The sequence below is a fragment of the Corynebacterium sp. H78 genome (assembly GCF_037572275.1).
Lineage (GTDB): Bacteria > Actinomycetota > Actinomycetes > Mycobacteriales > Mycobacteriaceae > Corynebacterium.
Genome location: NZ_JBBHKX010000001.1, coordinates 22057 through 37889 on the forward strand (window position 1 = coordinate 22057; position 15833 = coordinate 37889).

The 15833-nt window shown below is 57.9% G+C and carries 13 protein-coding genes; 9 read left to right on the top strand and 4 right to left on the bottom strand.

Annotation, left to right across the window (positions count from 1 at the left end; genetic code table 11):
* The first annotated feature begins 25 nt into the window (after nucleotides 1-25).
* From WG934_RS00100 to WG934_RS00115, 4 genes are all read left to right on the top strand, one after another.
* Nucleotides 26-598, top strand: coding sequence for an SdpI family protein (locus WG934_RS00100; protein ID WP_339988170.1), 573 nt, complete (start codon nucleotides 26-28; stop codon nucleotides 596-598).
* Between the two features lie 61 nt (nucleotides 599-659).
* Nucleotides 660-1649, top strand: coding sequence for a bile acid:sodium symporter family protein (locus tag WG934_RS00105; protein ID WP_339988171.1), 990 nt, complete (start codon nucleotides 660-662; stop codon nucleotides 1647-1649).
* 75 nt (nucleotides 1650-1724) lie between these two features.
* Entirely contained in the window at nucleotides 1725-2963 is a 1239-nt protein-coding gene (locus WG934_RS00110; RefSeq protein ID WP_339988172.1) for a DUF695 domain-containing protein, read from the top strand.
* A 67-nt stretch (nucleotides 2964-3030) separates the two neighbouring features.
* Nucleotides 3031-3510, top strand: a complete 480-nt coding sequence (locus WG934_RS00115; RefSeq protein WP_339988173.1) for a hypothetical protein — start codon at nucleotides 3031-3033, stop codon at nucleotides 3508-3510.
* Between the two features lie 73 nt (nucleotides 3511-3583).
* Here the strand turns inward: WG934_RS00115 and WG934_RS00120 are convergent, their stop codons facing one another.
* From WG934_RS00120 to WG934_RS00135, 4 genes are all read right to left on the bottom strand, one after another.
* The gene (locus WG934_RS00120) at nucleotides 3584-3964 is read right to left on the bottom strand and encodes a branched-chain amino acid transporter permease (RefSeq protein WP_339988174.1); all 381 of its coding nucleotides are present in this window, start codon (nucleotides 3962-3964) and stop codon (nucleotides 3584-3586) included.
* A complete protein-coding gene (locus WG934_RS00125) occupies nucleotides 3921-4757 on the bottom strand; it encodes an AzlC family ABC transporter permease (protein WP_339988175.1) in 837 nt (278 codons plus the stop codon). Before WG934_RS00125 ends, WG934_RS00120 begins: the two co-directional genes overlap by 44 nt.
* Before the next feature lie 133 nt (nucleotides 4758-4890).
* Entirely contained in the window at nucleotides 4891-5526 is a 636-nt protein-coding gene (locus WG934_RS00130; protein WP_339976344.1) for a YqgE/AlgH family protein, read from the bottom strand.
* Nucleotides 5527-5560: 34 nt separating this feature from the next.
* Nucleotides 5561-6976, bottom strand: coding sequence for a CCA tRNA nucleotidyltransferase (locus WG934_RS00135; protein ID WP_339988374.1), 1416 nt, complete (start codon nucleotides 6974-6976; stop codon nucleotides 5561-5563).
* A gap of 129 nt (nucleotides 6977-7105) precedes the next feature.
* On the opposite strand from WG934_RS00135, the gene WG934_RS00140 reads away from it, so the two are divergent.
* The 5 genes from WG934_RS00140 to trxB all read left to right on the top strand — a co-directional run bounded on the left by WG934_RS00140 (nucleotide 7106) and on the right by trxB (nucleotide 15789).
* Nucleotides 7106-8035 (top strand): NUDIX hydrolase, encoded by a 930-nt coding sequence (locus WG934_RS00140; protein WP_339988176.1) that lies wholly within the window; start codon nucleotides 7106-7108, stop codon nucleotides 8033-8035.
* On the top strand, nucleotides 8032-10611 hold the full coding sequence (locus tag WG934_RS00145) for a hypothetical protein (RefSeq protein WP_339988178.1): 2580 nt from the start codon (nucleotides 8032-8034) through the stop codon (nucleotides 10609-10611). Before WG934_RS00140 ends, WG934_RS00145 begins: the two co-directional genes overlap by 4 nt.
* Before the next feature lie 25 nt (nucleotides 10612-10636).
* On the top strand, nucleotides 10637-14029 hold the full coding sequence (murJ, locus tag WG934_RS00150; RefSeq protein ID WP_445228156.1) for a murein biosynthesis integral membrane protein MurJ: 3393 nt from the start codon (nucleotides 10637-10639) through the stop codon (nucleotides 14027-14029).
* Between the two features lie 117 nt (nucleotides 14030-14146).
* Entirely contained in the window at nucleotides 14147-14764 is a 618-nt protein-coding gene (locus tag WG934_RS00155) for a sigma-70 family RNA polymerase sigma factor (RefSeq protein ID WP_339976351.1), read from the top strand.
* A 92-nt stretch (nucleotides 14765-14856) separates the two neighbouring features.
* Nucleotides 14857-15789, top strand: coding sequence for a thioredoxin-disulfide reductase (gene trxB, locus WG934_RS00160; protein WP_339988180.1), 933 nt, complete (start codon nucleotides 14857-14859; stop codon nucleotides 15787-15789).
* The last annotated feature ends 44 nt before the right edge of the window (nucleotides 15790-15833 follow it).

The window sequence follows — 15833 nt, forward strand, 5'->3', positions numbered from 1 at the left end:
GGTATTCAGTCCTACTATTGAGGACATGATCGCAATCCCAGTCCTTCTCCTGGTTATCGCACTTACCGTTGCTGTTGTTGCAGGCTTGGCATGGACTGCCAATTTACCTGGTAACAACGTTGTGGGCATTCGTGCTCCGGAGGCTCGTAAGTCGCAAGAGAACTGGGACATCACCCACCGCGTGGCCGGCCCTTCGTGGGCCGTATCCGCTATCGCGTTCCTCGGCGCAGCTGCGTTGTCCTACCTTGCCATTCAGCCATCCGCTACGAGTTGGATGTGGCTCTGGGTAGCCGTCGCTGTGCTTGCCGGTCTCGCGATGGTCGGTGTCGGTGCCGCCATGGGTGCGCACACCATTGCTTTGTACGACGCTAAGAAAGTTGCTGCAGAAGAAGCCGAGTCTGGCTGCTGTGGTGGTACGTCCTCCGCCGATTCCTGTGGCACCGACTCTTGCGGTACTGAGGCCGCCGACTCTGCAGCAGATGCCGGCTGCTCCGGTTCATGCTCTTCCTGCACCAGTGGTGGCCTCTGCGGTACGCCTCCGCAGGTCGATCACAATGCTTTGCGACGAGCCGCCGAGAAGTCGGATACCGCAAACTAGTAACGCAGATCGCGGAGAAACTAAACTTCCCGAGACCATGTAGCCACTACGCTGAGTGGCTATGTGGTCTCGTTTGCGTTCATGGCGTCCCGATCCTCTTATCGTGCTCATTGTGATTGCCGTCATCTTGGCAATCATCATTCCCGCGCGTGGAGCCTTCGCGGATGGCTTCTCACTTGCTACCAAAATTGCTATCGGTTTCTTGTTCTTCTTGTATGGCGCTCGATTGAGCCCTCAGGAAGCGCTCGCTGGTTTGAAACACTGGCGGTTGCACCTGACAATTCTGGCATTCACGTTTGTGGCTTTCCCGCTCATCGGTCTAGCTATGAAGCCATTGGATTTCGTACTCGCGCCAGGTTTATACCTCGGCATTTTGTACATGACGCTGGTGCCATCAACGGTTCAGTCGAGTGTGAACTTCACATCCATTGCGCACGGCAATATCGCGGGGTCAATTGTGAGTGCCTCGGCGTCGAACCTGCTGGGCATCGTCGTAACGCCTGTCCTCGTGATGCTGTTGATGACTCAAGGCGGGGGAGTCACCGTCGACGGCTCAGTGTTCCTCGATATTTCCCTGCAGCTGCTGTTGCCGTTCGCAATTGGTCAGTTGTTGAGGCGCTGGGTGTTCAAGTTCGCTGCCGCTAAAACGACCAAGAATGTTGACCGTGTTTCCATCGCAATGGTTGTGTATTCAGCGTTTTCGCAGGGTGTTGTGGATGGCATTTGGTCGAAGGTTCCGGTGCTGGACATCGTCGCGGTGTGCGTCATGTCTGTGCTTCTCGTCGAAGCGATGCTGCGTGTGTCGGGCCTGGTGGCGAAGAAATTGGGCTTTAATCGTGGCGATCGAATTGCCATTCAGTTTTGTGGTTCAAAGAAGTCCCTCGCTACTGGTTTGCCGATGGCAGCAGTCATTTTCGGTGGTCAGGCAGGTTTGATTATTCTGCCGTTGATGATTTTCCACCAGATTCAGCTCATGATGTGCGCTGCCTACGCCGCAAAATGGGGCAAAGAATACGAGCGTGAGCAACAGTCCGTAACTGCCGGTAGCTAGTAGATTGAACGGTAACCCCTCGTCGAGCAACAGCGATCTGTAGGAAGCTCGACACCACGAGAACGAGAGAAGCCAGTGACGACTGACACCACCCAGCCAGGCAACAACGTCCCGCCGAACCCCAACGCGCCGCTGTTCCGCGAAGCACAGCAGGAGGCTATCGAAGCGTTCTGGGACTGGTGGCAGGAGACTGGCGCCGACGTGCTCGACGGCATGTTCTCGGCAATGGTCAACACCAATGACATGGCTGGCAGCGACACCCCTGGCTCGACCGCTGCTTCCGCCGCACCTGTCGAGACCATCGATATTCAGGACGAAGTTGGTGGCCGTCTCGCGGCTATCCACCCACGACTGATTTGGGGATTCGAACCCGGCGCACCGCTGTCGAAGCACCTCATGACTGTCACCGCCGCAGGCGATCCCGAGCTTCGACCAATCGCTCGTCGCTGGCTCAATTCAGCACCTGACGACGACGCCACCTGGGCCTTCACCGACCTTCGCCAAGCAGATCCAGCCATGCCTATCGACTGGGACATGGGTCCGGTCGTTGATGCGGAAGGGCGGCTCGTCGAAAAGCACGATGGTTCGGCGAACATGCAGACCATCGATCCAGCCGATGCACGCGTCCAGTGCACGCCGGGGAACGGCTTCGTCGATGTGCGTTTGTACCATCCGGCGTTCGAGGAGTTGGCTCGCAAGGGCGAGTCGGGGCAGCGGTCGGTGATTCAGCTTGGTTTCACCATGATGCAACTTGCTCTCGGTGAGGAAGATTTTGGGCTGTGGCTGCGCAATTTCGCGTTCTCTGAGGTGGATCCACCGAATAGTGTGGCGCTCCCGGACTTGCATCAGGAGATCGCGAAGGTTGCCGAGGATTGCCCAGGTTGGCTCACAATTGATGCGGAAGCAAACGGTGAACCGGTTCGCGTAACGACGAGCGCGCCACTGGTGCAGCTGGTCAATCCATTGTTCACGGAGCATGTGGTTATCCAGTTGCTGTACACCGGTTTGGATGAGAAAAAGCTACCGGACGAACAGTCGCATAAGGCGATTACGGAGATGAACGCCAAGCTGATCGATGCGCTCGGGGAAGACGGCGTGGTCGTTGCCACCGAGACTTCAGATGGCGTGTACTTGCTGCATGCGTATGTCGATTCGGTAAGCTCGGCTGGCTCTGAGGCTGGTCTCGTTGATGTCGAAACTGAGACTCCCGCGCAGCGTTTGGAGCGCATCGCACAAGGGTGGAGTGAAGGCCAGGTCGATGTTGAAGCGACGTATGACCCAGCGTGGGAGCGTGTAGGACACTTGCGGGTGTAGGGGGAGTGGGGGGACCGTCGTCGAATCGGAGAAGGTGAGCTGGACTTACTGCGGACAATTTAGCTACATGACTCAGAAGCCTATGCCTGGTCACGGCTTTATCGACGAAGCCGAAGCCCGGCGACGATATCGTGACCCAAGTGCGTTGTTGACGCTTCTGCCTTCGGTCGATGCTGTGACGGGGATCGTGCCCTTTTATATCGTCGTGACCACTGGCCCGCGACTCGCGTTTACTGTGTTCGAACAGATTTCTCCAGGCGTTGTTGAAGCAGAGGTAAGGTTTTCGCCGTCTGCGGATGGCCGACTGTTTGCATTTCGAGCAGTGGTCCGACAGTTTCCGCCAGTAGAGGAATTGCTGGTTCGAAACAACGCTCTCGCGACCAAGACGCTGATCGTAGAGAACAGGGAAGATGGCACCGGTCGCACAGAGATCAGGCAGCGAGACAATTCAATCGTTGATGTAACTGATCGTCGCGACGTGCCGGTAGCTTCGCTCTATCGAGATCTTCCAGAGTTCGGACAGTGGCAGACTCTGCGTGTGCTGTGACATGCGCAGACATCTGAGCTTGTGGTTAGAAAGCAGAGCTGACGGTAAGAAGGCGGTGCTTGTTCCCCCAGCCTCATACCACTACATTCACCAGCACCATATACACACCAGTACCAGCGAAAACAGAGAGCACCGCGCTTCGTCGCCACAGGTGCAGGACGACAGTAGCCAGCAGCGCTAGAGGTGCCGCCCACATTCCCCCAGGGTCGCCACCATTTTGCGCACCGATGCCCATACGTGCGAACACCGTGTATACAACGAGAGCGACCATCACGCCGACAGGCATAGTGACACCCAAGAACTGGAATAGGGAAGAGCCCTTCAGCGCCCTCACAAATGCGAAAGGCAGCCAGCGAAGAAGCACCGTCACGGCACCCATCACTAACAGTGATGCCAGTACAAAACCACTGCTAGGCACGCTTCTCACCGCCCGCCCCCGCGGTATCCTCAACATGCGTTGAGCGCCACGTCAGTGTCTTGTCCACTCGAGGATTGAAGCTTCGAAGCAGCAGCAACAAGAAGTACAGAACCAGTCCCAGGACCAGCATCTGGGATGGCCAAATCGCACCTCCGATGAGCGTGCACACTACCGCGAAAAAGGGCAGTGACCAGTCCTTATTCACCTCGAAAGCATCAAGTGCCAGCACAGCGAATAGCGCTACGAGCGCGAACTCTGCACCCTTGATTCCTTCGGGCAAGGCAGCGCCTGCCAGCGCACCGATTGTCGCTGGCAACACCCACATAGACTGGCAAAACACCTGGATGGCTAACAGCCTCGGCCCGGTCAACTTAGGAGCGCTCGGACGCCTGGAGGAGATGATGGCATACGCCTCGTCGATAAGTGCGTACGTCGAATACGCCTGACCGAGGCGAGACGTGATCACATCACGGGGAAATGTCAGCCCGTAGAAGATGTGGCGGAAATTCACCATGAAAGCGGTAACCGCCGAACCGATGAGACCCGTATGGGCCATGATTAGCCCCACTGCGAGATACTCCATCGAACCGGCGAAGATAATCACGGAAAACAGCGGTGCCCACCACCAAGACAAGCCCGCCTGCACCACGACCAGGCCAAACGCCAGCCCCAAGGGGATCAAACCCGCCGCAACAGGCAACGCCTCTTTCACGCCGCCAGCGACTTCAGTTCCGATTGAGGGAGCACTTTCCAAGGATGTCGGTGCCTCCGCCGGTACCTCTGCTGGCACTTCCGCCGGTACCTCTGCCGGAGTCCCATCGTTCGACATAATCTGACCTCCCACCCTCATCGCACACGTTTCACGTGAAACTGACTCTGCGAGCAGCCAAATTACCTGGAACTACCAGTCAGCCTCAACTAGCGGTACTGGCAGCGGGCAATGCGCCCAGTTATCAATCCGCCTAGTTATCCCGGACATCCATCGGGAAAGTTGCATACATCGGAAGTGGCCATGACTGACGACGCATCACATCACCCCAAACATCCGCACCCGCTGGAGCGAGTACATCCGACGGCAATGCTGGCGCGACGAACCAGTCGCCTCGCTGGATTTCGTCGTGAAGCTGACCAGGCTCCCAGCCCGCGTAGCCCACAAAAATACGAGCAGACTCAATGTAGTCGCTGAATCCATTCGGGTCAGCACCCAAGTTGAGTAGGGCAAAGCGGTGGGCGAGCTTCTCCATCATTGGCAGTCCATTGTCAGGGGCAACTGTTTCCGGCACATCCTTGACACCGTTCTTCAGCACGCCAATGCACAGAGGCTGCGTTTGATTCACTGGACCACCAATGTAGACCACCGGTGGCTTATGCATCAGCGGGGCCCAGGATTCCATGACGTTATGCACCGGGGTCTCCGAACGAGCAGTCAAATCCACGCCCAACGTGCCATTCGCATCGTGCTCGATGATGAAAATGACTGATCGCGCGAACTCTGGTGCCATCATGCCCGGCGCGGCCACCAGCAGCGTTCCTGCTGCCGGGTCGTTACGCTCGAGAGCATTAAACAGTCGGTCGCCGAACAAATCGGAAGATTCCATGTCGCTCATTATCTTGCGTTCCTCACCCTCAATGTCACCCTTGAAACTCTTCCCACCAGTGCTTTAGCTCCAGGATCGCATCTTCGCGTTCCAGTGGCCCCTTGTCTAGTCGCACTTCTTTCATGTGCTTCCAGGCTGCTCCGACTTCCGGCCCTGGCTTTAGGTCCAGGATTTCCATGATGTCGTTGCCGTCCAAGTCCGGGCGCACTTTTGCTAAATCTTCGGCTGCAGCGAGCTCGTCGATCCGCACTTCTAAATCATCGCAGGCTCGCGCTAATCGTGCTGCTTTGCGACGATTCCTCGTCGTACAGTCCGCCCGCACAATCTTGTTCAACCGTGGCAACAGGTCTCCGGCATCAGTGACGTAGCGTCGCACCGCTGAGTCTGTCCACTTTGCATCGCCGTAACCATGGAAGCGCATGTGCAGGAATACCAACTGCGCGATGTCCTCCGTCGTTCTCTTGGCGTACTTGAGTTTGCGGAAGCGACGTCGAACAAGCTTTGCGCCGACAACTTCGTGGTGGTGGAAAGTCACCGCGCCTGATTCCGAGTACGCCCGGGTGTTTGGTTTTCCGCAGTCGTGGAGGAGGGCTGCCCAACGAAGCACCAAGTCTGGTTCGCCGGGTTCTTCCTGCTCCATTGCCTGACGCATGACTTGCAGGGAGTGCTGATACACGTCTTTGTGTTGGCGGTGTTCGTCCTGCATCATTTTCATGGCTGGGATCTCGGGAATGATGAACTCCGCCAGTCCTGATTCCACCATGAGATCAATGCCTAACGACGGATCAGCGCCACAAATCAACTTGTCCAGTTCAGCGCCGATTCGCTCGACGGTAATGCGAGTGATCTGGCCACTCATGTCCGACAGGGCTTCCAGCACCCGCGGTGCGACGGTGAAGCCCAGTTGGGAGGCAAAGCGGCAAGCGCGCAACATGCGCAGTGGGTCGTCGCCGAAACTGACTTCCGGTTCACCTGGCGTGTCCAAGACACCTGCGACGACGTCATCGAAGCCACCAAGTGGATCGATGAATTCACGGGAGTCGTCGCCCCTCACTGCTACGGCGATAGCGTTGCATCGGAAGTCACGTCGGATGAGATCGCCCTCAAGGGTGTCGCCGAAAGTGACCTCGGGGTTGCGACTGACTTGATCGTACGTATCCGCACGAAATGTCGTGATCTCGATCTGGCGACCACGCTTCTCCGCAGATAGCGTGCCAAACTCAATGCCGGTGTCCCAGACCACCTCGGCCCAGCTATCCAGAATCTCGCGGGTGGTGTCTGGGCGAGCGTCCGTCGTGAAGTCAAGGTCATTGCCAAGACGGCCCAACAACGCATCGCGGACGGAACCGCCCACCAGATATAAGGAATGCCCACGCTTGTTGAATTCCGCAGCCAGCGGAGTCAAGATCGCCGATTCCTTTTCAATAGCTTGATCTGCCACCGCCAACATTCCCATGCGCTTAGCTGTCGCATCAGGAGTAGGCCCAGTTGGAGATGAAGTATTGAACGAAGAAGTCACGTCCGACACAATACCCGCTCGATACCCGCTCCATTTGCGCCGACCGGTAACGTATAAGGAATGAACAATGCCGATCGCACGGAGTCCTCGGCGACGTCGCAACAACAGCCACGTCGCCGACGTCCGCGACGGCGCAGTAGGAGCAACCAGCACATCACGAAGCATGCTGGTGGTCAGCAGTCCGGACACCAGCAGGCGAGCAACCAGCAGGGTGGCGGTCAGCCACGTGACGGTCAACAGGGCGGCAACCAGCAGAAGGACAGGCCGACGAATGCGAATCGCAATCGTCGCCGTCGCAGCGGAGCCACAGCTAAGGGCCAGAAGTCGAAGCAGACTGGCACAGCTAAAACTGGCACCACTAAGTCCAATACCAGCAAGTCCGGCACCTCCCAAGCACGCAACCAGCGTCGCCGGGGAAGTGCTGCTCGCAGGCCGAGTCGTCGTCCAGCACCAGCACGGAATGCGAATGCGAACCGTGGTGGGATGAAGACGTCGATCGAGACGTCGGCAGGCGGTCTTGTGGTGTCGGGTCTCGCGGAGGCGGTCCAGCCGGATGGAAGTGTCGATCTATCACGCATTTATGTGGCGCTGATCGGTCGGCTTGACCGTCGCGGTCGTTTGCTGTGGTCGATGCCGAAGGGGCACGTCGAGGCCGGGGAAGCCCATGACAGTACCGCTGAGCGGGAAGTCTGGGAAGAAACCGGAATCCATGGCAAGGTGCTGACTGAGCTGGGTGTCATCGACTATTGGTTCGTGTCGGATGGCACACGGATTCATAAGACGGTGCACCATTACTTACTGCGCTTTGTGGACGGAGATCTTAACGACGAAGACCCAGAAGTCACCGAAGTATCATGGGTGCCAGCCTCGACATTGGTTGAGAACCTGGCGTATGCGGATGAGCGCAAACTCGCCCGCCGCGCCCATGATCTTTTGCCAGAGCTAGCCAAGGCGGAGAAGCACGCCGGACGGGCCACACCACGCTCATGAGTGTTTATCGCGGACGCAGGGCGACAGCTGCATCGGTCAGCTGCGCGCTTTTAGCGGTCGTGATGCCGGTTGTGGCTACTGCTCAGCCTGCGGTTCCGACTGCACCTGACGACGACTCGATTGCCGAGCAATGGGGAAGTGCCTCCGCTCGCGGTTCAGAGTCGTATCAGGTTGTCGGCGAATCGATGGGGCCGTTGGCTTTGTCAATTGATAGCGTCAGCCCGCAGGTCGCAGCACCCGACAATTACGTGAGTGTGCAGGTCACAGTGCGCAATACATCGGAGCAAAAGGTTTCCGATATTGCCTTGCGGCTGCAACGCGGTGAACGCCTCAATGGCGTTGAGGATGCTCGGACATCTCTTGCCAATGCCGAAAACGCATTTGGTTACGTAACCAATTTCAACGATTCGTTTTCGTTGAGGCCGAAAGAGAAGAAGACAGTAACTGTTACTGCGCCAGTGGGTGCGAATGCTCCAGAAGGTCTGAGTATCAACGAGTCTGGCGTGTATCCGCTATTGATTAATGCCAATGGTGCGCCCGGCAATGACATTGTTCAGTTTCTTGCCGAAACACGCACGTTGCTGCCCGTGAACACACCACCTGACCCGGAAAACGAAGCTCCCGATGTCCCGCTGTCGCTGGTGTGGCCGTTGGCAGAAACCATTCCTGTGGTTCCAGGTGAAACGGGCGACGCACCCGAGGCTGCCGAGCTGATCATGTCAGATGAGTCCTTGGCGCGGTCATTGGAGCCTGGTGGTCGCCTCGATACCCTGCTGGCTACGTTGGAATCCGGCATGTCTGGACCGAATGGAGCCCAGCTGAAGAAGGCAACTTGCGTTGCCATCGATCCGGAGACTCTTGATGCGGTCGTTCGTATGAGCGACGGCTATCTGGTCGGCGCGTCTCGGCCAAGCCCCGTGAAGAAGTCGCAACGCTTGCGCGACTCGTGGGGCAACAATGACAACGAGGGTCTCACGGAGGGCACTGGCGCTGAGGCTGCGGCCGACTGGCTCGCCCGGTTCCGTTCTATTGCATCCGACACGTGTGTCTTCTCGCTGCCGTGGGCCTCTGCTGAGGTAAATGCCATCGCAAAGACAAATGACGTGGAACTTGTGTCAGAGGGTTTGTTTGCGGGGACGGAAGTCGTCGCAACGCAAGCAGAGACAACTCCCCTGAACAATGTCATCGCACCGCCGGAGGGCTATCTCACCCCGGAAAGTGTGCGGTGGCTGAGCCCACGCAATAACGCGCTGCGAGCGTCGTCGGAACTAACTCCGTATCCTTCGGCAGAAACGACGGCGTCGCCGGAGCAGCCGAACGCCGAGGCCCAGGATCCTGCCACACCCCCCGAATCGGCTCCCTCGGATTCGGGCGTGACGACGGCACTCGTGGCAGGCAATTCCCTCACTCGCGATGATGGAAACATTGCGCTGAGTGGTGAGACAGGAGTTCTCGCCGAAAATGCCCATGCGTTCGCTGTGCCCGGCGCGCTGACAGCAGCGTTGGCGGCAACGGGGTCGAAGCCGGAGCAGGCGGGCTTTTCGGCGCTAGAGGGTCGTTATGACTTGGCGCTCGATTCCTCGCAGGCACGTATGCAGACGGCGGTGGGAACTCTGCATCAGGAGATTGCCGATTCAGCCGCGGCTGCTCAGGTAATGGCGGAGCAGGCTGAAACTGAGGAAGCCACCCCGGGCGAGGAGACTGAAGCCGAGCGCCCTACGCCTGAGCCCGAGCAGACAGCGCGCAGTGTGGTTGCGGTGCCGCCGACGAGTTGGTCCGTATCCAAGGATGACGTAACGGCATGGCTGACCGCCGTCTCTGGCACGTTCGACGCTGGCACTACCACTCCGGTGCCTCTGTATGAGGTCATCAATGAGTCCGCAACGAAACACAACATCGGCTCCGTCAAGGCAACGGCGCCGAACCCTGACCCGGGCGCGACGCCAGATTCGGAAGTTCTGCACGTCCAGCAGTTGTCGCGCGAACTCACATCGTTGGCTCAATTTATGGCCGACGATCCGAACGTGACTCTGACTCGCTACGGTTTCACACTTCCGTTACGACGAGACCTCCTCCGGTCATTCAGCAGTGAATGGCGACGCAACCGTGCAGAGCACGTCGCCATGGACACCCGAGCCCGCTCAATTCGCAATGGCGCGGGTTCCATGGTCGATCAGCTTCGAAACTCTGTTTCGTTGGTGACTCCCGGTGGCTTGTTCACTCGCGCGACCGGTATGTCCCCGATTGTGGTGCTTGGTCGGAACGGTCTTCCTTTGCCGGTGCCGGTCGTCGTCAGGGTGAAGGGCGATGGTGGTGACGAGGCATCGAAGCACTCAGCCGTGCTGCCAGCGAAGGGCTCTGTCACTGTGCAGTTGGATCCGCAGACACATGGGCAGACATCACATAAAAGCCTCGAGATGTGGTTGGAAACGCCCGCGGGAACTCAGATTTCGACTCCAACGGATGTGGCTATTCGATCGGGTGTCAGTACGACCGCCATCATTATCTTCACGGCTTTGCTCGCTACCGGAGCTTTAATCTTCGGTGCCACTAGGTCGCGTCGATTCCGAAAGTAAGCGTCAAATCAGCCACAATGGGGGAGTGACTGATCCCGATGCTCAACAATTTGGACAGCGAAGCCGAATACGAAAACCCGCTCCGCCGGCACCCGTTCCGGTTCGGCGGGCCCCTCGGCCCTCGCCAAGCTCCGAGCTCGCGCCAAACCTGACGCAGCATCCAAAGAATCAACCTGCCGTGCCAGCTACCACTTCGACGGTGGCAACGGCTAACGACGAGTCGTCGCAAAGCGATTCCGATGTTGTACGTTCGACGGGTTCGATGGCAATTGCGACGCTGATCTCGCGCATTACCGGGTTCCTCCGTAATGCGCTGATTGGTATCACGCTCGGACCGGCGGTGGCGTCTGCGTTTAATACGGCCAATACGCTGCCGAATCTTATTACCGAGATCGTGCTCGGCGCCGTACTGACCTCGCTAGTCGTGCCAGTATTGGTTCGTGCAGAGAAGGAAGACCCCGACCGGGGTGCGGCCTTCATCAGACGACTGCTCACTGTGTCGCTGTCGCTGCTGGCGTTCATCACTGTGGTGACAGTGATTGGAGCACCGATTCTGACGCGAGTAACACTGGACGCTGACGGTAAGGTCAACGTCCCGCTGTCTACAGCATTCGCCTTCTTACTGTTACCGCAGATCATTTTCTATGGTGTGTTCTCGCTGCTCATGGCAGTGTTGAACACGAAGGGTGTGTTCAAACCCGGGGCCTGGGCGCCGGTTGCGAACAACATTATTGCCATCGCAACGCTGGCCGTTTATTGGCTTATTCCTGGCAGTATTTCGGAAACCAGCGAAGGTTCGCTGAGCGATCCACACATTCTGCTGCTTGGCATCGGCACCACGTTAGGTGTTGTTGTGCAGGCCCTCATCATGATTCCGCCTCTACGACGGGCGGGTATCGATTTGCGCCCGCTGTGGGGAATTGATGACCGCATCAAGCAGTTCGGCTCGATGGGTATCGCCATTGTCGCGTACGTGGCGGTGTCGCAGTTGGGCTATGTCATTACGACGCGCATCGCCTCCATGGCAGATGCTGCCGCCCCGACGGTGTACCAACAGCATTGGCTGCTGTTGCAGGTGCCGTACGGCATCATCGGCGTGACGTTGTTGACCGCGATCATGCCTCGGCTGTCTCGCAATGCTGCGGACGGCAACGACCGCGCTGTCGTCCGAGATTTGTCAGTCGGTACTCGCCTGACCATGCTCGCGCTGATTCCTATCGTGGTGTTCTTCACCATATTCGGTCAGCCCATCGCTATTGCCTTGTTCGCATACGGCAACTTCGATGTGGAGACAGCCAAGATCCTCGGCTGGACGCTGTCGTTCTCCGCATTCTCGCTGCTGCCGTATGCGGTAGTACTTTTGCACCTTCGTGTCTTCTATGCACGCGAAGAAGCGTGGACTCCGACGTTCATCATTCTCGGTATTACCTTCGTCAAGATCGTGCTGTCGATGGCTGCTCCACTCGTCGCTTCCTCCGGCAAGGTCGTAGTGGTTTTGCTCGGTGCCGCGAACGGCTTTGGTTTCGCTGCCGGTGCTGTCATTGGCTACCTACTTTTGCGACGAACACTCGGTAACCTTCAGCTGCGCTCCGTCGTGAAGACAACTTCTTGGGCGCTGATCGCCTCAATCATCGGCGGTGGCGTTGCATGGGTGCTGGGGCGCTTCACCATGAAGCTCAGTGAAATGGGCGAGCCGGGCACCGTGACAAGCGGTGTGGGCATGATCGTCAGTGTGGCAATCTGTGGCGTTGTTTTCCTCATTGTCACGGGTATCGTGCTGTCACGTTCGAACCTTGACGAGGTTCGTACCGTGGGTGGCATGCTCGGCCGTATTCCTGGTTTGCGCCGGTTCGCGCCGTCACCAAGCAAGGAGAAGAGCGACCAGCAGTTCAGCTCCGACTCCTTCGCTGCGGACGGCTTCACGGCTGCACCAATGGCACTCGTTGGCGAGTCTGCGGGTCTGGCTGGCGAGGGTTTCACGGCATCGCCACTCATGCCTCCAATGCCGACTGATGCTTCCCGGCCAACCCGCTTCGTGCCGGGTGAGATTGTGATGGGCGGTCGCTTCCGCTTGCGTTCCGAACAGGGCACGCGTCCGGGTATCCGATACTGGCGCGCAACGGATCAGATGAGCCCGAATCGCGATGAAGTCGCGCTCGTGTTCATCGATACCTTGGCGCTGCCATACACGGGCCTCATGCCAGTGGAAGCTGCGCGCGATATTGCTTCGCGTGCGCAGAGGTTGATGGAGATTGAGGCTCCGGGCATTGCATCGATTCGTAGTGCCGCCGCATCCCGTACCGATGTCTTGATTTCCGCCGACTGGGTTCCAGGTATTGCTTTCGATGCTCTGGCTCAGACGCCTAACCCAGATGCTGCTGCCATCGCCGTGGCTACTCTCTCGGAAGCTGCCGGCGCGGCTCACGAGAAGGACGCATCGCTTGGACTGAAGCACACCGACGCACTCCGCATTTCGACGGCCGGCGATGTCGTTCTGGCATTCCCAACACCATTGCCGGGATCCACGCCTCAGTCCGACATGCACTGCATTGGAGATTCACTCCAGGCGCTGACAAATAAGTGTCAGCACGTACCGTCTGACATTCGCCAACTCCTTGACTCAACACGTCAGCCAGTCGAGCAGGGTGCTGCTGCGAAGCTCGCTCACGATCTTCGTAAGGTCGCCTTTGGCCCGGATTCCGAAGAGTTCCAAGTGATTTCCTCGGACACGGATGCTCCATCTGATCCCGCGATGAAGTCCGTGGCGCAGCCGCTCCAGCATGAGCGCGCACCGAAGAAGCTATTGCTCAGCACCAGCGCCATCGTAATTGCGTCGGTGATCGTTATTGCCCTGCTGGCCACTGCCGCATTCGCGTGGCTGAACCGTTCCGACGATGCCCCTCTGACGCCAGACTCCGTGAAGCGCGGTCCACAGGTGGCAGAAGAGAAGATTGGGGAGCGCGTCGTCAAGCCTGCGTCCGTCGCGGAATGGCAGGCGCAGAATCCGAATCCACAAGCGGGTCCAGATAATCCGCAGAGTGCCGCGAACGCGACCGATGAGGACCCTGCAACTGCCTGGGAATCGAGCCAGTACTTCGAGCAATTCGGGCCAACGGCATTCAAGCCGGGCATTGGTGTGCTCTTAGAATTCGACGAGGACATCTCACCGGAGGCAGTCGAAATTCTTGGCTCTCCAGACGCGGAGCTCGAGATCCGCACGCTCACCGATGGCACAAACACGGATCTGACGACGACTACCGTCATCGGCAAAACCACCCTGACCGACAAGGTCGCTACGGTTTCGCTTAACGACGCACCTGCTAGTCGCTATCTCCTCATTTGGGTGACGAAGTTGCCTGAAAGCAGCCCGCAGGTCTTTGCGCCGGTGTCGATTGCGGAGGTCGTCGTCAAGCAGTAGTTCAGTGGTTCGTGCTTGGCACGAGGATTAGTCCACAGTTAGGGAAGTATCCACAAGTGGTATTTTTCTTCCAGAAATAAAGTCGCGCCCCATCTCACCGTGTGTTGAGATGGGGCTGTGAACTTCGGGGGGAGGGTCACGGCGCTGTCGGCGCGCGTAGACCATAAGCAAAGTAAGTCAGTTCGGGTTCGACCAGCAGCGGGGGCTGCGGGAGACACCGAGTTATTGGATGCTCATGTCGCGGGGGACATGCGGGCGTTTGGCAGATTGATGCACAAGTATCAACGCCAGCTGCAATGGCTCGCCCGGAACTACAGTTACGGGGACGCAGATGCGTCAGATGCCTTGCAGGATGCATGGTTCAAGGCCATGACGAAGGCGCATTCCTATCGGGGTGATGCCGAAGTGTCAACGTGGCTAAATCGCATTGTGGTGAATACCTGTCGTGATCGGCTGCGGCGTCGCTGCGAGCACACGCATGGCGGCGTCGATGACATCGCCGCCATGGCCGATGCCGAACAGTTTCGGCAAGGCACATCGGATCCGACGTTGTTGCTCACCATGCACTCTGCATTGCGTCGGCTGTCAGCAGATCAACGAATCGTGGTGCAGGCAGTCGATGTCATGGGGTTTTCGGTAGCTGAGGCTGCGCAGGTTTTCGGGGTCGCGGAGGGGACTATCAAGTCACGCCGCGCACGGGCGCGGGTACACATGCGGGAATACCTGAGCGGGTAATCATGTTGTGTGGTTCAGACACCTAGGATTTGCTCGCACCCTAATACTGTGGGTGGCAGAGTGATCTACACATGATTATTGGAGGCACAACCATGAGCGAGACCATTCACGATGTCATCATCGTCGGATCGGGCCCTGCTGGATACACCGCAGCAATTTATGCTGCACGCGCAGAAATGAAGCCGGTCGTTTTCGAGGGCATTGAGTTTGGTGGTTCGCTGATGACCACTACTGAGGTCGAAAACTTCCCAGGTTTCGCTCAGGGTATCCAGGGCCCAGAACTGATGGATCAGATGCGTGCACAGGCCGAGCGTTTCGGTGCGGATCTGCGGATGGAGATTGTGGACCGCATGGATCTCACCGGTGATATCAAGAAGGTCTGGGTGGGCGAGGAAGAGCATCAGGCTCGCTCTGTCATTCTGGCTATGGGTGCAGCACCTCGCTACATCGGTGCTGAGGGCGAGAACGAGTTGCTGGGCCACGGTGTGAGCTCGTGTGCTACTTGCGATGGCTTCTTCTTCCGCGACCACGACATTGCAGTAGTTGGTGGCGGTGACTCCGCGATGGAGGAAGCAACGTTCTTGACCAAGTTCGCTAAGTCGGTCACGATTGTTCATCGTCGGGACGAGTTCCGCGCTTCCGCTATTATGGTTGAGCGCGCTAAGGCAAACGAGAAGATCCGCTTTGCTACCAACAAGGTTGTGTCCAAGGTTTTGGGTGACGGCAATGTCACTGGGCTGGAGCTGACCGATACCGTCACCGGTGAAAAGTCTGAACTACCAGTTACCGCTATGTTTGTAGCTATTGGCCATGACCCACGTTCTACGATGGTCAAGGATCAGGTCGAGTTGGACGAGGACGGCTACGTCAAGGTCGATTCACCTTCGACGAAAACGTCTCTACCTGGTGTGTTTGCAGCAGGAGACTTGGTTGACTCCCACTATCAGCAGGCCATTACGGCCGCAGGTACTGGCTGCACGGCTGCTCTTGATGTTGAACACTACATCGCATCGCTGGGGCAGTAGTCACCAGTTGCGTGGCGCGATGTCCCACTGTGCACCACCATTGA